The organism is Blautia sp. CGZ-1-C1, from assembly GCF_056504575.1.
In genome coordinates this window covers 1-18,088 of the sequence record NZ_JBWLUT010000133.1, presented here as the reverse complement: position 1 = coordinate 18,088, position 18,088 = coordinate 1, and the positions used below count along the sequence as shown (strand labels likewise).

The 18,088-nt window shown below is 42.1% G+C and carries 14 protein-coding genes and 1 riboswitch; of the genes, 12 read left to right on the top strand and 2 right to left on the bottom strand.

What is annotated here, in order from left to right; all coding sequences use genetic code 11:
* Positions 1-1,221: ABC transporter transmembrane domain-containing protein (locus AC058W_RS13090; protein WP_479390169.1), on the bottom strand; the 1,221-nt coding region annotated here is incomplete at its 3' end.
* Between the two features lie 239 nt (positions 1,222-1,460).
* Between AC058W_RS13090 and AC058W_RS13085 the strand changes: the two genes are divergently transcribed.
* The 12 genes from AC058W_RS13085 (at position 1,461) to AC058W_RS13030 (ending at position 16,877) form a co-directional block, all read left to right on the top strand.
* Positions 1,461-2,732 (top strand): 2-hydroxyacyl-CoA dehydratase subunit D, encoded by a 1,272-nt coding sequence (locus tag AC058W_RS13085; protein ID WP_118591697.1) that lies wholly within the window; start codon positions 1,461-1,463, stop codon positions 2,730-2,732.
* Entirely contained in the window at positions 2,725-4,404 is a 1,680-nt protein-coding gene (locus AC058W_RS13080; protein WP_118633239.1) for an acyl-CoA dehydratase activase, read from the top strand. The genes AC058W_RS13085 and AC058W_RS13080 overlap by 8 nt, the downstream gene beginning before the upstream one ends.
* Positions 4,405-4,627: 223 nt before the next feature.
* Positions 4,628-4,759: riboswitch (glycine riboswitch) on the top strand.
* A 136-nt stretch (positions 4,760-4,895) separates the two neighbouring features.
* On the top strand, positions 4,896-6,311 hold the full coding sequence (locus tag AC058W_RS13075) for an alanine/glycine:cation symporter family protein (protein ID WP_117675339.1): 1,416 nt from the start codon (positions 4,896-4,898) through the stop codon (positions 6,309-6,311).
* A 320-nt stretch (positions 6,312-6,631) separates the two neighbouring features.
* Positions 6,632-7,543 (top strand): 1-phosphofructokinase, encoded by a 912-nt coding sequence (pfkB, locus tag AC058W_RS13070; protein WP_118633240.1) that lies wholly within the window; start codon positions 6,632-6,634, stop codon positions 7,541-7,543.
* 17 nt (positions 7,544-7,560) lie between these two features.
* Positions 7,561-9,474 carry a PTS fructose transporter subunit IIABC gene (locus tag AC058W_RS13065; protein WP_118591691.1) on the top strand — a complete coding sequence of 638 codons (1,914 nt, stop codon included), beginning with the start codon at positions 7,561-7,563 and terminating at the stop codon, positions 9,472-9,474.
* A 99-nt stretch (positions 9,475-9,573) separates the two neighbouring features.
* A complete protein-coding gene (locus AC058W_RS13060) occupies positions 9,574-9,831 on the top strand; it encodes an HPr family phosphocarrier protein (RefSeq protein ID WP_117675333.1) in 258 nt (85 codons plus the stop codon).
* A gap of 169 nt (positions 9,832-10,000) precedes the next feature.
* Positions 10,001-10,741, top strand: coding sequence for a DeoR/GlpR family DNA-binding transcription regulator (locus AC058W_RS13055; RefSeq protein ID WP_117675331.1), 741 nt, complete (start codon positions 10,001-10,003; stop codon positions 10,739-10,741).
* A gap of 132 nt (positions 10,742-10,873) precedes the next feature.
* Positions 10,874-12,004, top strand: a complete 1,131-nt coding sequence (locus tag AC058W_RS13050) for an exonuclease SbcCD subunit D (RefSeq protein WP_118591705.1) — start codon at positions 10,874-10,876, stop codon at positions 12,002-12,004.
* Positions 12,005-12,006: 2 nt separating this feature from the next.
* Positions 12,007-15,339 carry an AAA family ATPase gene (locus tag AC058W_RS13045; RefSeq protein ID WP_479390168.1) on the top strand — a complete coding sequence of 1,111 codons (3,333 nt, stop codon included), beginning with the start codon at positions 12,007-12,009 and terminating at the stop codon, positions 15,337-15,339.
* A 382-nt stretch (positions 15,340-15,721) separates the two neighbouring features.
* The gene (locus tag AC058W_RS13040; RefSeq protein ID WP_479390167.1) at positions 15,722-16,024 is read left to right on the top strand and encodes a DUF3793 family protein; all 303 of its coding nucleotides are present in this window, start codon (positions 15,722-15,724) and stop codon (positions 16,022-16,024) included.
* On the top strand, positions 16,012-16,272 hold the full coding sequence (locus tag AC058W_RS13035) for a DUF3793 family protein (protein ID WP_479390170.1): 261 nt from the start codon (positions 16,012-16,014) through the stop codon (positions 16,270-16,272). The genes AC058W_RS13040 and AC058W_RS13035 overlap by 13 nt, the downstream gene beginning before the upstream one ends.
* 182 nt (positions 16,273-16,454) lie before the next feature.
* Positions 16,455-16,877, top strand: a complete 423-nt coding sequence (locus tag AC058W_RS13030) for a flavodoxin (RefSeq protein ID WP_479390166.1) — start codon at positions 16,455-16,457, stop codon at positions 16,875-16,877.
* A gap of 111 nt (positions 16,878-16,988) precedes the next feature.
* Here AC058W_RS13030 and AC058W_RS13025 read toward each other — a convergent pair whose 3' ends face one another.
* Positions 16,989-17,897 (bottom strand): AraC family transcriptional regulator, encoded by a 909-nt coding sequence (locus AC058W_RS13025; RefSeq protein ID WP_117675323.1) that lies wholly within the window; start codon positions 17,895-17,897, stop codon positions 16,989-16,991.
* Between the last annotated feature and the right edge of the window lie 191 nt (positions 17,898-18,088).

The following is an 18,088-nucleotide window of genomic DNA, read 5'->3' as shown; positions in this document are numbered from 1 at the left end:
ATCCAGCAGAACGGATCCTTTGCTGGCATCATAGAATCTGGAAATCAGATTTACCAGAGTGGTTTTTCCGCTTCCTGTACCACCGATAATACCTACTGTCTGGCCCTTTTTTACAGAAAAACTGATATGGGAAAGACTGGGGGCACCGGCTTTGCTGTACTCAAAGGTTACATCATTGAATACAACGGCATTTTCAGAAAGTGAAGCATCAGCAGCTGCTGTTGCAAGGTCCTTCGATGTCTGAGTAGAATATGTGGAGGAAGACGGGTAGTTCATAGTAGATTTCACTTTCAGGATATCTGCCACACGTCCTGCACATGCTGCGGATTTGTTCAGAGTGATGATCAGGGAGGCAAGCTTGATCAGCTCCACGATCATCTGAGCCATGTAGTTATAAAGGGCAACCACCTGTCCCTGCTGCATACCGCCCAGATTTACTTCTACTCCTGCTTTCTGGATCAGGATGACAGTGGCAATATTGATCAGTACGTAAGTGACCGGATTTAACAAAGCGGAAAGCTTTCCTACAAAGAGATTTAACTTTGTCAGCTCCTGATTGCGGGTATCAAATTCTGCAACAGCCTCCTTCTCACGGCAGAATGCACGGATAACGCGGACGCCTGTAAGGTTTTCTCTGGTCAGTCCGGTTACTGTATCCAGTTTTCCCTGTACCTTTTTGAACAGAGGAATACTGAGAAACATAATAACAAAGACAACCAGAAACAGAAACGGGATCGCAACAGCAAAAACCAGGGCACATTTAAAGTCGATAGTAAATGCCATGACCATGGAACCAAGTACAATAAACGGACTTCGAAGAAGAAGACGAAGTCCCATATTTAATCCGTTCTGAATCTGATTGACATCATCGGTGAGTCTTGTGATAAGAGTATCTGTTCCAAGAGTATCCAGCTCTGTAAAAGACAGACGCTGTATATGGTCATAAACTGCCTGTCTTAATTTAGTGGCAAAGCCTACGCTGGCTTTGGCTGCAAAGAACTGAGCTGTAATGCTACTGGCAAGACCAAGAGCTGCCATTAAAATAAGAATAAAAAATCTCTGGACAATGTATTTGTTGTCATGGTTTGCAATACCTACGTCAATGATCTGTGCAATGACGATAGGAACGATCAGGTCAAATACAACCTCCAGAAATTTAAAAAATGGCGCCAGGATGCTTTCTTTTTTGTAGTTTTTTAAATAAACTGCCAATGAACGCATTTTAAAAATTCCTTCCTTTCGTAAAAATCTTTCCTATATTATTTCTGCCTTTTTTGAAAAATAATACATTCAAAAGTGTATCATTTAAGACTTTTTTGTCAAGAAAAATGTACAAAAACAGGTGAACTTTGGAGAAAATTCAGCTTGACTTGAAAAAAAGATATTACTAAAATATTCCGTAGCGCTATTTGTGCGCCAACAACTGATAAATTATCATCACCATAATGAGGAAGAAAATTATGCAGATTATTGAGACATTTGGTCATTATGTTGAAAATTTGACTAATACAAAGCCAGACTCAGCCCGCTGGCTGCTAAAAACCGGCTGGGAAGCACAGAATCTGAAGTTCCGTTATATGCAGGACAAGAGACTGATGCCTGCAGACAGGCATCTTGCAAATCTGATGATGGATACCATGCTGCGTCCCCTTCAGAAACCGGAAGATTCTGTTATTGTAAGTATTTTTACTCCCTGCGAAATGATGCAGGAGGTGGGATTACATCCCTATAATGTAGAGGGATTTTCCTGCTATCTTTCTGCAAGCAAAGCGGAGAGAGCATTTTTACAGCAGGCAGAGAATCAGGGAATTGCAGAGACATTGTGCAGTTATCATAAGACATTTCTGGGTGCAGCGCAGAAAGGACTTTTGCCAAAGCCCAAATGTATTGTTTATACCAACCTGACCTGCGATGCCAACCTGCTTACATTCCGTACCCTGGCAGATTTCTACCAGGTACCTGTATTTGCCATTGATGTACCATGGAATCAGACGAAAGAGAATGTACAGTATGTGGCAGATCAGTTAAGGGATTTAAAAGTATTTCTGGAAAAAAATACAGGAAAAACAATCTCTGAGGACAGATTAAAGGAACGCCTTGTCTGCAGTAAGCGGACTCTGGAAAATTATAGGAAATATCAGCAGCTGCGTGCGGACAGATATGTGCCCTCTGATCTGGTCACACCGTTATATGCAGGAATGACCAACAATATCCTTCTTGGAACAGCAGAAGAAGAAAAGTATACACAGATGCTTCTTGAAGATATTAAGAAAGCACCGGCAGCGAAAGGGAAACACATTTACTGGATGCATACCATTCCGTTCTGGTCGGATGCAGTGCGCCAGGAGCTTTGCTTCAGCGAGAAAGCCCAGATTGTGGGATGTGAACTTGCAGAAACCTGTGAGCCGGACTTTGATCCTGAGAACCCCTTTGAAGCGATGGCGAGGAGAATGGTATATCATGCACTGAACGGAAGTGCCCTTAGAAGGATTGAAGCCGGCATCCGTCATGCGAAACAGGCAGGAGCAGACGGTGCTGTGTGGTTTGGACATTGGGGATGCAAGCACACCCTTGGTGCAGCACAGCTTGCAAAGAAGAAGTTCGAGGAAGCCGGTCTGCCCCTTTTGATCCTGGACGGTGACGGGTGTGATCGAAGCCATGGAGGAGAAGGACAGACTTCCACCAGGCTGGGAGCTTTTCTGGAAATGCTGGGAGGTGCCGAAAATGAATAAAACATATTATGTCTGTAAATATACCCCCATTGAGCTTCTGGAATCTCTTGGCGGGGAATGTGAGAACTTTAACCATATGCCGGATGGTTTTGACTTGGCTGATCAGGTTTCACATCCCAATATCTGTGGCTTTGGAAAAACACTTCTGGAAGGAGTCATGGAGGGAAAAATCAAGGAACTTGTTCTGGTGAGCTGCTGTGATACCATCCGAAGTGTTTATGACATTCTGCTGGAAAGTGGTAAGCTGGATTTTCTTTATATTTTGGATGTGCTTCACTGTGACAGTGCCTGCAGCAGAGAGCGTATGGCTGCACAGTTAAAAGGTCTGGCGGAGGCTTATGCGCAGTATAAAGGTACAGAGTTTGATGCCGGAAAATTCCGGGCTGCTTTCCATGTACAGGAAAAAATCACAAAGCCTCATATTGCAGTGCTTGGTGCCAGAATGGGGCAGGAATTATTTGAAATGACCAGTAAAGCTATGCCCCTTCCAGTAGAGAATGATACCTGTGTGCATAACCGCTCTGTGGGAAATATACTTCCACCGGAGGACGCTTCTTTTGATGAACTGATGGACTGGTATGCAGGTGAGATCCTGGGGCAGATTCCATGTATGCGTATGATGGACCCCACAGGCCGTAAGAAGCTTTATAATGATCCGTCTGTTGCAGGAATTATTTATCATACAGTGAAGTTCTGTGATTTTTACAGCTTCGAATATGCAGATATCAAGAACCATACAGAAGTACCTCTTTTAAAGATTGAATCAGATTATACCATTCAGAGCAGTGGTCAGCTTCTTACCAGACTGGAAGCTTTTGCAGAGAGTATTCAGCCTGAAACACTGGAGCAGACCATAGAGGTCGACACAAAAGGAGAGAGAAAAATGGGAAAAGGCTATTTCGCAGGGATTGACAGTGGTTCTACCAGTACAGATGTGGTGATTTTAAATAAAGATCATGAGATTGTGACCAGTATTATCCTGCCTACAGGAGCAGGAGCTGCTATTGGAGCAGACCGTGCCCTTGCAGAGGCATTGAAAGAGGCCGGATTGCAGAGAGAAGATATTGATGCGCTGGTTACTACCGGATACGGACGTACAGCTATTAAAAATGGTGATAAGAGTATCACAGAGATCACCTGCCATGCAAGAGGTGCGCATTTCCTGAATCCGGAAGTCCGTACTGTTATTGACATTGGCGGACAGGACAGCAAGGTGATCCGACTGGATGAGAACGGTGCAGTTGCAAACTTTGTTATGAATGACAAATGTGCGGCAGGAACCGGACGATTTCTGGAAATGATGGCACGTACCATGGAAATGAATCTGGATCAGATGAGCGAATGTGGGCTGGAATTCAAAGAAGATATTACAATTTCCAGTATGTGTACAGTGTTTGCAGAATCAGAAGTTGTATCTCTGATCGCCCAGAATAAGGCAACAGATGATATTGTCCATGGTCTGAATAAGGCGGTTGCTGTAAAAACCGCAGCTCTTACCAGACGTGTGGGCGGTGAGGAGAAATATATGATGACCGGTGGTGTTTCTAAGAATAAGGGTCTGGTAAAGACACTGGAAGAGAAGCTTGGAACAAAGCTGGTAATCAGTGACAAAGCTCAGCTTTGCGGTGCACTTGGCGCAGCACTGTTTGCGGCTGATATGGCTGATGCGTAAATTTTTAGTTACTGTTCACTCCGTTCACAGTAACAATTTTTATACTTTTTTTATAAAAGTTTAATTTTCTATTGACGAGTTCAAATTTAAGAGCTATAGTATACCACAGTAACAGCAATTAACGAGGTGAAGTTTGCAGGAAAGAGGAAGCCACACAAAAGGCTATACCCGCCGAAGGAGTAAAACTCTCAGGTTCCCTGGATGCAGGGAAGAACTGCAAATGGATCGTTTCTCTGGAGACACCCGTTAGATCGGGGGCCGAAGGTGCAAATAACATGGAATGTGGATAACTTCCCACAACTGGTTATCTGATCCGTGTTTTGAATCTCTCAGGCAAAAGGACAGAGGATGCTTTATCATCCCTGCTGATTCATTTTAAATATATGAACAGTATTTTCTGAACTTCTGATTTTTGAAACGGTCTGTTATTACTTTGTTTCCCAGCTGTACAATATATTACACTTTTTAAAAGAAAAAGGAGATTTATTATTATGTGGGAAGCGATCAATTCTTTTTTGACAACAGTAGACAATCTGGTCTGGGGCGTACCCCTTATGGTCCTGATCATGGCAGGTGGTATCCTGTTAACTGTCAGACTCGGACTTCTTCAGATACGAAGACTCCCCCTTGCATTAAAATGGATGTTTAAAAACGAAGAAGAAGGCGATGGTGAGATTTCCAGCTTCGCAGCTTTATGTACAGCACTGAGCGCTACAATCGGAACCGGTAATATAGTCGGTGTTGCAACTGCTGTCTGCGCCGGTGGTCCCGGAGCTTTATTCTGGATGATTCTTGCAGCATTCTTCGGAATGGCAACAAAATTCTCTGAAGGTCTTCTTGCAGTGAAATACCGTGTGGTAGCAGAAGACGGTCACAGCCTTGGCGGTCCTTTCTATTACATTGAGAAAGGTATGGGAACAAAATGGAAATGGCTTGCAAAGATCTTTGCATTCTTTGGCGTATGTGTAGGCCTTTTCGGAATCGGTACATTCAGCCAGGTAAATGGTATTTCCAGTGCAGTTCAGAATTTCTTTGATCCGAACAAATCAAACTGCGTGAATATCCCATTCCTTGGAGAGTATTCCTGGGCAGTTGTAATTTCTTCCCTGATCCTTGCAGCCTGTGTTGCAGCAATCCTCATCGGAGGTCTGAAACGAATTGCAACAGTCAGCCAGATTATTGTACCGTTTATGGCGGTGATTTATCTGATCTTCAGTGTTGCGTTGATTCTTTTAAACATTACAGAGATTCCGGCAGCAATCGTTACAGTTGTGAAGGGAGCCTTTAATCCGTCAGCAGTGACAGGCGGTGTGGTAGGAACAATGATCGTATCCATGCAGAAAGGTGTGGCTCGTGGTATCTTCTCAAATGAAGCAGGTCTTGGTAGTGCGCCTATCGCAGCGGCAGCAGCTCAGACAAAAGAGCCTGTACGTCAGGGCCTTGTAAGTATGACTGGTACATTTATTGATACCATCGTGATCTGTACAATGACAGGTCTTTCCATCGTACTGACAGGTGCATGGCAGGTAGAAGGTCTGGAAGGTGTTCAGGTAACTACCTATGCATTCCAGCACGGACTTCCGATCCCTGGACAGGTTTCTGCATTTGTATTAATGATCTGTCTGGTATTCTTTGCATTTACTACGATTCTTGGATGGGATTATTACAGTGAAAGATGTCTGGAATATCTGACAAACGGACATAAGAAAACAATCCTTACATACCGCTGGCTTTACATTCTGGCAGTGTTTATCGGACCGTATATGACAGTAAGTGCTGTATGGACGATCGCAGATATCTTCAACGGACTGATGGCGATTCCGAATATGATCGCATTGTTCGCATTAAGCGGAGTGATCGTAAAAGAAACAAAAACATTTTTTGCAGCAGAAAAGCATAAAATGTAAGAAATCAAAAGTAATAAAAGAACAGAAAACAGTAAATCCTCTGATTATGGAATTTATAGCAATCCTGATCAGAGGATTTTTTTGCTTGCGTTTGCTTGATTATGACTTTATTTTGTGCAAAGTTAACCAAAATCAGTCATTATTTTTATGAATTAGTTTGATTGACTTTGAGCGAATATGACATTATACTAAGACCGTAAACAAAAAACAGTCACGAACACGCAGAAAAGACATGACAATATGTGCTCTTGGAATCTTTTTGGGCAAGTGCAATAAAGAGTTCGAAAGTATATCAATATAAAACGGGAGGGAAAGAAGAGATGATTTACACAGTAACTTTTAATCCATCTCTGGACTACATCGTTTCGGTAGATGATTTTAAACTGGGACTGACAAACAGAACAAGTTCAGAACTGATGCTTCCGGGGGGAAAGGGAATTAATGTTTCCACAGTCCTTATGAATCTTGGGATTGAGAACACTGCACTTGGATTTACTGCAGGGTTTGTAGGGAAAGAAATTATCCGTAGATTACATGAGATGGGAGCGAAATCTGAGTTCATTCAGATTAGTGAAGGGGTTTCAAGGATCAATCTGAAACTGAAATCTATTGACGGAACCGAGATCAATGGTGCAGGACCGGTGATCAGCAAGGATAAAGTAGAGGAACTGATGAAGAAGCTGGAGGAGCTTGGAGGAGGCGATGTACTTTTCCTGGCAGGTAGCATTCCATCTTCTATGCCGGATGACATGTATGAACAGATCATGGCAAGGCTGGATGGAAAAGGTGTGATGATCGTAGTTGATGCCACAAAGGATCTTCTGGTCAATGTCCTGAAATATCATCCATTCCTTGTAAAACCAAATAATCATGAACTGGGCGAGATCTTCGGTGTAGAATTAAAAACAAGAAAAGATGTAATTCCTTATGGAAAGAAACTTCAGGAAAAAGGTGCAAGAAATGTGCTGATCTCCATGGCTGGCGAAGGTGCGGTTCTGATAGCAGAGGACGGACAGGTATTTGAAGAACCTGCACCGAAAGGCAGACTGGTCAATGGTGTGGGTGCAGGAGATTCCATGGTAGCAGGATTCGTTGCAGGCTGGATGGAGAAGAAGGATTACGAACATGCATTCCACATGGGAATTGCGGCAGGAAGTGCAAGTGCATTTTCTGAAAATCTTGCAACAAAGGAAGAAATAGAAGCGGTTTATGGTCAGATAACCGGAAAATAATAAAGGGAGAAGAAAAGATGAGAATAACAGATTTGCTTGACAGACGAAGCGTATCGCTGACAGCTGCTCCGAAAACAAAGTCAGAAACTCTGGATATGGCAGTTGATCTGATGGTAAAGAGTGAGAAAATCAGCGACCGTGAGGCTTATCGTAAACAGGTATATTTAAGAGAAGAAGAGAGCACGACAGGTATCGGCGAAGGAATTGCCATTCCTCATGGTAAATGTGATGCAGTTAAGAAGCCGGGACTTGCGGCAATGGTCATCAAAAATGGTGTAGAGTTTGAAGCACTGGATGACGAACCTGTAACCTTATTATTCCTGATCGCAGCACCGAATACAGAGGATAACATTCACCTGGATGTACTCAGTAAGCTTTCTGTGATGCTGATGGATGAGGAGTTTACAGAATCTCTTCGCAACGCATCTTCTGTAGATGAGTTTATGGACATTATTGACAGGGCAGACAGTGAAAAGAAAGATATTGATGAGAGACTGGCAGATACCGGATCAGCAGAAGGAACACAGGCGAAGATCCTTGCGGTTACTTCCTGTCCTACCGGTATCGCACATACGTACATGGCAGCAGAAGGAATTGAAAAAGCTGCAAAAGTAAAGAACTGCTTTGTGAAGATTGAAACCCGTGGATCCGGTGGTGCAAAGAATGTGCTGACAGATCAGGAAATTGCAGAAGCAGATTGTATTATTGTTGCAGCAGATGCCAAAGTTCCGATGGAACGATTTGATGGTAAAAAAGTAATTGAATGTCAGGTATCAGATGGAATCAGCAAAGCAGAACAGCTGATTGAGAGAGCAATTAACGGAGATGCGCCCGTTTATCATGCGGCAGCCGGTTCACAGTCATCTTCCTCTAATACGAAATCCGGCGGCGGTGTAGGGCATAAAATATATATGCAGCTGATGAACGGCGTATCTCATATGCTTCCATTAGTTGTAGGCGGCGGTATTCTGATCGCGATCGCATTCCTGATCGATGGATTGAGTGTAGATTTAAGTGCACTTCCGGCAGACCAGAGAGCAAACTTTGGTACGATCACACCGGTAGCTGCGTTGTTTAAGAATATTGGTGGAACAGCATTTGGATTTATGCTCCCGATTCTTGCAGGATTTATCGCTATGGCAATCGGTGACAGACCTGCACTTGCGCTTGGTCTGGTTGGCGGTATGATGGCAGCTAACGGAAAATCTGGTTTCCTTGGTGCATTGCTTGCAGGTTTTGTAGCAGGATACCTGATTCTTGGACTTCGTAAATTATGTGACAAACTTCCTGAAGCATTAGAGAAAATCGCACCTGTTCTGATCTACCCTGTAGTCGGAATCCTTGTTATGGGACTCTTAATGACATTTATCGTAGAACCGATCATGGGTGGTATCAACACAGGACTGAACAATGCCTTGACAGGAATGGGAAGTTCTAGTAAAGTAGTGTTAGGTATGGTGCTTGGTGGAATGATGGCAATCGATATGGGCGGCCCGTTCAACAAAGCAGCATATGTATTTGGAACAGCTGCTATTGCAGCAGGTAACTATGATATCATGGCAGCAGTTATGATCGGTGGCATGACACCTCCTTGTGCAATCGCACTGGCAACACTGCTGTTTAAGGATAAGTTCACAAAAGAAGAGAGAGACGCAGGTCCGACAAACTTTATCATGGGCCTTGCATTTATCACAGAAGGTGCGATTCCGTTCGCAGCATCTGATCCGCTTCATGTACTTCCATCCTGCATCATCGGATCTGCTGTAGCAGGCGCTATTTCCATGGCATTTAACTGTACACTGATGGCACCACATGGTGGAATCTTCGTATTCCCTGTAGTTGGAAATGCAGTAATGTATCTGGTGGCATTAGTTGTGGGAACTGTAATCTCAGCAGTCCTGCTTGGCCTGTTAAAAAAGAAGATTGCATAGACAGTGAAATGAAACAAAACCTGACAGGTTTATCTACCGGTTATCGGTATATGAATCAAACAGGTAAAAAACAAAACAAAGATATGGAGGATATTAAAAATGAAAGAATTTAAGTACGTAATCACAGACAACGAAGGAATTCATGCACGTCCGGCAGGAGAACTTGTAAAACTGGTAAAAGGTTTTGAATCTACAGTATCTATCGAAAAAGAAGGAAAGAAAGTAGACTGCAGAAAACTTCTTGCACTGATGGGACTTGGCGTTAAGAAAGGTCATGAAGTAACATTCACAATCGAAGGTGCTGATGAAGAAGCAGCATACGAAGCAGTAAGCAAATTTATGCAGGAGAATCTGTAATTAGCGGAATTAAATATAAGGAATAAGAGGGACAGGAGATGATGCAATCATCTCCTGTTTCTGTTATAATGAAATAGAGAATATAATCATCAGGTAAAGCTCATTGAAAATCGCCTTTGGCGATGGGGTTTATAATATTTGAATTAAAATAGATAAATGGAGGCACAGTATGCTGACAGAACAGAGACATGAAATTATTCTGAGGCTTCTGGAGGAAAAAAAGAGTATCACTGTTACGGAACTGAAAGAACTTCTGGATGCATCAGAGTCCACAGTGCGCAGAGATATCACAGCGCTGGATAAAGCAGGAAAGCTTACCAAAGTTTTTGGCGGGGCAGTGGCATTAAATCACAAGGTAACTGCCTACGAACCCACAGTAGCGCAGAAATCAGAACTAAATAAAGAAGAAAAGAAAAAGATAGCAAAATATGCAGCCAGTCTTATTTTACCGGATGACTTTGTTTATCTGGATGCAGGAACTACCACAGGGCTGATGTTAGAATATCTGGAAGGTACACAGGCATCCTTTGTCACAAATGCAGTATCCCATGCGCAGACGTTGGCGAAGATGGGGATTCGCGTCTACCTGATCGGGGGAGAACTGAAGAGTTCTACAGAGGCGGTTGTCGGAAGCCAGGCGATGCAGATGATCCAGATGTATCATTTCACCAAAGGCTTCTTTGGAACGAATGGAATCGCGAAAAGAGAGGGCTTCACAACACCGGATGCCAATGAGGCAATCGTGAAGAGCACAGCGATGAAACAGTGCAAAGATGTGTATGTTCTGGCAGATACGACTAAGTTTGGACAGGTGAGTTCTGTGACATTTGGGGAATTTGCAGATGGATGTATTCTGACGGAAGAGATTCCGGAGGAATATAGGGAAAGCAGAAATATTCTGAAGGTATAAATTAAGTAATGGGAGTGGTATCAATAAGTTGATATCTTGATTATTGATTCAAAAATCAATTTATAGATATATTAACCGAATCAAGTAAGTCCCCTGCGGGGGTTGCTATTTTGAATGGGAGAGGGTGTATTGATGAAGTTTGCACATATTGCGGATCTGCATATTGGGAAAAGAGTGCATGATTTTTCTATGTTGGAGGATCAGAGGTATATATTGGATCAGATGCTGGGAATTTTTGAAGAACAGCGTGTTGATGGGATTCTGATTGCCGGGGATGTTTATGATAAGGTGGTGCCGTCGGCGGAGGCGGTGCAATTGTTTGATGAGTTTATTACGAGGCTGGCGAAGTTGAAGATGCCGGTGTATATGATCAGTGGAAATCATGATTCGGCGGAGAGGCTTTCTTTTGGGGCGAAGTTGTTTGAGAGCAGTGATATTTATATTTCACAGGTTTATGACGGGAAGGTGAAGAAGGTTGGGCTGGAGGATGAGTATGGGTTAGTGAATGTTTATCTTCTGCCGTTTTTGAAGCCGGCGACGGTGCGTCATGTTTTGCAGAGGGATGATATCGAAAGTTATGAGGATAGTGTTACGGCTGCCTTGCAGGAATGTGAGGTGGATGCTTCACAGAGAAATGTTCTGGTTGCGCATCAGTTTGTGACTGGGGCTGACAGGTGTGATTCTGAAGAGACCTCGGTGGGTGGTCTTGATAATGTGAGTGCAGAAGTGTTTGATGAGTTTGATTATGTGGCGCTGGGGCATATTCACAGGCCGCAGAAGATGGGAAAAGAGACGCTGCGTTATAGTGGGACACCGTTGAAGTATTCTTTTTCGGAAGTGGAACATAAGAAGTCGGTGACAATCGTGGAGCTATTAGAAAAGGGGAATGTGCAGATTAGTACGGTTCCATTGGTTCCTTTGAGGGATATGCGAAAAGTTCGTGGAACTTATATGGAAGTGACAGCGAAGGAGAGTTATACTGCGGAGAATAAGATGGATTATCTGCAGATTACGTTGACGGATGAAGAGGATGTGCCGGGGGCGTTGCAGAAACTACGTACGATTTATCCGAATCTGATGCGGCTGGAGTACGATAATAAGCGTACCAGGGAGAACAAGGAAGTTCAGGCTGTTGAGGCACAGGAGCAGAAGTCGGAGCTGGAGTTGTTTGGGGAATTTTATGAGCTTTTGAATAATGAGCCTATGAAGGAAGAACAGACGGAGTTTATGGAAAATTTGATTCGGGGGCTGAAGGAGGTGTGAGTATGAAACCATTGAAACTGACGTTATCTGCATTTGGACCGTATGCGGGTGAAACGGAGATTGATTTTACGCAGTTTGGAGGTCAGGGACTGTTTTTGGTGACAGGAGATACAGGGGCTGGAAAGACTACGATTTTTGATGGGATTACGTTTGCCCTGTACGGGGAAACCAGCGGTGGAATTCGTGAGGCATCGATGCTTCGAAGTAAGTATGCAAAGCCGGAGGCACCTACTTATGCGGAATATGTTTTTGAATATAAAGATAAGGTGTATACGGTAAAAAGGAGTCCGGATTATGAGCGCCCGAAGGCCAGAGGTACTGGGATGACGATGCAGAAGGGGGAAGCATTGCTGACTTTTTCTGATGGGAAGTCGCCGGTGACGAAGCTGAAAGAGGTAAATCAGGCGATTACAGAGTTGCTTGGGCTAGATATGAAGCAGTTTACGCAGATTGCCATGATTGCGCAGGGAGATTTCAGAAAGCTGCTTCTGGCGGATACAGAAGAGCGGAGCAATATTTTCAGGAAACTTTTTCATACAGATATTTACAAGGTTATTCAGGAGAAGCTGAAATTTGAGGCGGGCAGTCTGGATAAGGCGTATAAAGAGCTGTTGCGCAGTATCCAGCAATATACGGAACAGGTCAGGTATCCGGCACAGGATACACTGGGACAGCAGTGGGAGTTGCTTGAGAAGAATGGATTTGAGGGAAATCTGGAAGAAGGACTGGAACTTCTGGGAGAGCTGCTTAAAGCAGATAAAAAAGTTCTGAAAGATTTAAATAAGCAGATTAAAGAGAATGATATAAAACTGGAAGATGTGAATCAGCTTTTAGGAAAGGTTCATAAAGAAGCGGATGCAAAAGTAAAAAGGGAACAGCTGCAAAAAGAGATGGAAATGTTGATTCCGCAGCTTACAAAAGCAAAAGAAGAGGCAGAAAATGCTGCGACAGAACCAGAACAGGTTCAGCAGTTGTTGCTTTCCATACAGAAAGAAAAAGAAAATCTGGATCGCTATACAAGGTTGGAAAATCTGATAAAAGAACTGGAAGATGCCGGTGCGCAGATAGAAAATCTGAAAAAAAACAGCGTGTCTCTGGATGAGAAACAAAAAGGGGCAGGCAGCATTCTGGAAGAGAAACAAAAAGAATATCAGACAACAGATAAGACTGAGAAAGAGAAAGCGGAAACGGATTATCAGAAGGAGAAGATTGATAATCTCTATACAGAAATCCACAAAAATTGTGGGAATCTGGATTTTCTGCATACAAAAATTCTGGAATTGGAGAGGCAGTCCGAGGAAGAAGAAACACTTTCTGAGAAATTAAAAAAGAATCTGGGTGAGCTGGAACAAAAACTTATTTCTGGTGAGAATCTGGAAGTTAAAGAGAATAATCTGATTCAGCGAATGCAGCATATCAGAAAGATGAAAGAGCAGCAGATACGTTGTCAGAATTTTGCAAAAGAGGCAGAAAGCAAAAGAGCAGCATATCTGGCCGCGTCTGCGAAGCTGGCAGAAACAAAAGATCTTTTAAATAAAATGGAACAGGCTTTTCTGGATGCGCAGGCAGGGGTTCTTGCGGCTAATTTACAGGAAGGAATTCCTTGTCCTGTATGCGGTTCTGTCCATCATCCAAAGCTTACACAGATTCCAGAAAAAGTACCGACAGAAAAACAGCTGAAACAGCAGAAAAAACTTGCGGAAATGGCAGAGAAAGAAGCTTCTGCAGCAAGTGTGCAGGCAGGAGAAGCTGCCGGACTGTTACAGCATTCACAGGAAGAATTACAGGAAAATTACAAAAATTATGCAGTACAGTACCTGGATGTGGAAAAAGAGGATGTTTCAGTGACACAGCAGCTTCTTGAGACACAGGAAAGCGTTGTTCAGATACAGATAGAAGAAATCCAAGAGCAGAAAAAAGCTCAGCAGGCTATCTTGAAGCAAAAGGAAGAAATGACTTTGCAATCAGAGGAGCACGAGAAAGAATACCAGAAACTTCGTATCAGTCTTGAAAAGAGAAAAAGCCAGCAGGAGAGTATCAGTGAGCAGCTTCAAAGCCAGCTGGATAATCAGCTGCTTGAGTCAATGTATAAAGAGGACAGGCAAAAAAGCGACGAGAACTTAGTATTGCTACAACAACAGATTGATAAGGTGGAAGAAAATCATCAGCAAAATTGTGATAATATGCTGTTATTTGTGAATAGGGGAAAGAATGCAGAAAAATGGCTGAAAGAGCAACAGAATTTCCTGAATCAGAAGCAGGAAAAACTGGCGGGACTTCTGGAATACAGAAAACTTCTGGAGACGCAGATCACTAAAATACAGACGGATCTTACTGTTTTTACAGATAAGATAAATCAAAATCAGCAGCAGATAGCGGCAGAGAAATCACGATATGATCAGCTCCTGAAACAGAAAGAGACAATGGAAAAAGAGCTTGGAGAGCGCACGAAAGAGGAAATCCTGTCTCAGATCCAGAGCCAGACACAGAAACGTCAGGAACTGGAGCTGCATTATAAGACAATAACAGAGAAAAAAGATGCCTTAGAGAAGAGAATGACAGAGCTGAATTCAGTAATCACATCTTTGACAGAACAGTTAAAAGAATCTGTAAATATTTCATCAGAAGATTTAAAAATTCAGAAGGAAAGTTTTCAGGAGCAAAAGAAAATACTTTCATCAGAACGTGATGAAGTTCATGCCCGTCTGGAAATCAACGGTGATATGTATGAAAAAGTCCGCAGGCAGCAGACCGAACTTATGAAAACGGAAACCCGATGGAAATGGATGAAATCTTTGTCAGATACCGCAAATGGCACGATAACAGGTAAGGCAAGAATCATGCTGGAAACTTACATTCAGATGCAGTATTTTGACCGTATTCTTGCGAGAGCAAATATCCGGCTGATGACAATGAGTGGTGGTCAGTATGAATTGATCCGGCGAAAAGAAAATAAAAGCAGAGTAGGAAAAACTGGACTGGAACTGGATGTTATCGATCATTATAACGGAAGCAACCGAAGCGTCAAATCTCTTTCAGGTGGAGAATCTTTTCAGGCTTCCTTATCTCTGGCGCTTGGTCTTTCTGATGAGATTCAGTCAAATTCAGGTGGAATTCAGCTGGACACCATGTTTGTGGATGAAGGTTTCGGATCTCTGGATGAAGATTCACTGGATCAGGCAATCCGCGCGTTAAAAGATTTAAGTCAGGGAAGCAGATTAGTGGGAATTGTTTCTCATGTATCAGAACTGAAAGAGCGTATTGACAAAAAGATCATAGTGAATAAAAAAAGAACAGAAGATGGAATTGGCAGTGTTATCACAATAGAAAATTAAGAAGGGGGTGTGGCTTTTGGCCGCACTTCTTTTGGTTGAGATCATATTTATAAAATATTGCGAATAAACAATGAGCGTTCAAATAAAGGATTTTGAGATAAAAGAAAAAGTTATATAAAATTAACTTGACAGCAGAATCATTTTAGTATATATTAAAACACGAGGTTAGATAGAACTAACTAAAGCACTATTGGAGTTTTATTTTGCAGTAATTCAAGTGGTCAGTACACCACTGTACCAACAAGTTGCTGACTGAGAAATGAATGACAGTAATCAAGCTTTGCAGAGAATGAATAAGAAATATTTTTTTGTAAAGTTTTATTTTTTAATGCATGGTTAGCATATTCTAACTAAAAATGTTATTTAAGAAAGGAAACCTGACATGCTGGAGAAATCTGTGATCGAACATTGTTCACCTACATTGGCATCTATTAAAACCGGAAATCTTTTTACATATAAATATGAATCTGAGGAAGAATTATGGAAGAGCGTAGACGATTTTAATGAATGCGTAAAGGAAAAAGGTGTTTCCATCACAGTCCTTCGCAAGAGTGAAAGTAAGGCACTGATCTATGTCTGCCGTTTTTCCAGCCTGGAAAGAGATCTGAAGAAACCCGGTGTAGCAAAATTTATGAAGAAATACGGCTATGAGAGTACGGATCTGCATATGCTCTGGAAAGACTAAGAGGCCGTCTTGCGCAGCGTGAGGATTTCCCTCATGAGATAGGTTTGTTTCTTGGATATCCGTTGGGGGATGTGATAGGGTTTATTAAAAATGCGGGGCAGAATTGTAAATGTGTGGGCTGTTGGAAAGTTTACTGTAATGAATGTGAAGCGGTGAAAGCCTTTGCGAGATTCAAGAAATGTACCAGCGTATATGTTCGGCTTTGGAACCAGGGAAGAAGTGTTCGCCAGTTGACAGTAGCGGCGTAAATATCGTAAATTAAACGAATTACGAACATCGTTTGACAAGGGTGTGTTTCTATAACATCGAACAGGTACGGGAATAAATAACGTTTGTTTAAGTAAGTTGTATAATAGAAAAGTCATATGACTTTTTATTATAAATAGAAAGAGAATTACTGTTAAAGCAGATTTTAAGGAGGATTTTAATCATGAGTAAAGTAGCAGTTGTTTATTGGAGCAGCACAGGAAACACAGAGGCAATGGCAAATGCAGTTGCAGATGGAATTAAGGAAAAAGGCGGCGAGGCTGTTCTTCATACTTGTGAGGATTTTGACGGATTTAAAGTAGCTGAATATGATGCAATCGCTTTTGGATGCCCGGCAATGGGAGATGAAGTTCTGGAAGATACAGAGTTCGAGCCGATGTTTGATGGATGTAAAGATGCACTCAAAGGCAAAAATATCGCTCTGTTTGGTTCTTACGGATGGGGAGATGGCGAATGGATGCGCAACTGGGAAGACTCCTGCAAGGAGGCTGGTGCAAACCTTGTATGCGAAAGTGTGATCTGCCAGGAAGAACCGGATGATGAAGCTACAGAAGCATGCAAAGCACTGGGTGCTGCATTAGTATAATTGAACTAAATATGAGAAAATAGTGATTTACGTAATAAATCAGCGGGTTCTAAATATTTAAAGTGCGAAAAAGAGACTGTTTACACATTAAGATGTAGCAGTCTCTTTTTTTCAGGTCAAAAGTGTTTCGTGTTCATGGAGTGTACGATATTCTCTTGGCGTACATCCATAACATTCCATAAAATATTTGGAAAAATAACTTAAATGATTAAATCCGCACAAGATCGCAATCTCTGTTATGCTTTTCTGCGTAGTGCACAGAAAACGGCAGCTGATCTTTAATCGGTAGGTATTGAGAAAATCCACAGGTGACTGCTGCATATAATGCTTGAATATCTGGCAGCATTTACTCCTTCCCACATGACCGGCTGCTGCAATATCCGTAAGCGATATTTTCTCAGGGTAGTGTTGATAAATAAAGGATACCATATCTTTCTGAATATTCAGTTCCTGTTCGGACTCTGATTTATTTTTTGCAGCTGACAGCAGATCAGTGCGGATAAGAAAGCTCCATAGTTCCAGCATACAGCTTATAACACCTAATTCATAACCTGAATCAGAATCTTCTTTCAACAGGAGAACTTCCTGTAAATATCTGCCGGCTTTCACCCCTGCTTCATCATTTGAGTAAAAATGATGAAATTTCAGGCTGGTGTTTTCGAAAAAAGGAAGAAAATATTTTTCCTGTAATATCTGGTTATTCCCAAACAAAGAAGGGTGAAACAGAATACAGAGAAAATAGCAGTCCTGTTGTTCAAAAGCATATCCGTAATGCATCTGTCTTGCATTGACCATCACGGAATCACCTTCATTTAAGATAAGTCTTTTTCCGTTCACATAATATCTCATTTTTCCAGTGATAATATAGATCCATTCAATATCATCATGCCAGTGACAGGGAGCACACATATTATAATATGAAGCAAGATGTGCAGCACGGATATACAAAGGAATTCCGGCCTGATCATAAGGAACTACTTCTGAAGAATCTGGCATAAGCTCTGTTCTGATTAATCCCATAAATTCACCTCGCGTACGATTTTTATAAAAAATAAGGACTATTCTGATAGATTACTGTATCTGAGAATACTATAATTATAACATCTGCAGATGTAAAAAATCAATCAGAGGGATATAATGAAATCAGAAAAAAGAATTTTTTGTTACTGTTCACTCCGTTCCCAGCAACACGCTTCGCGATGCACAGAATT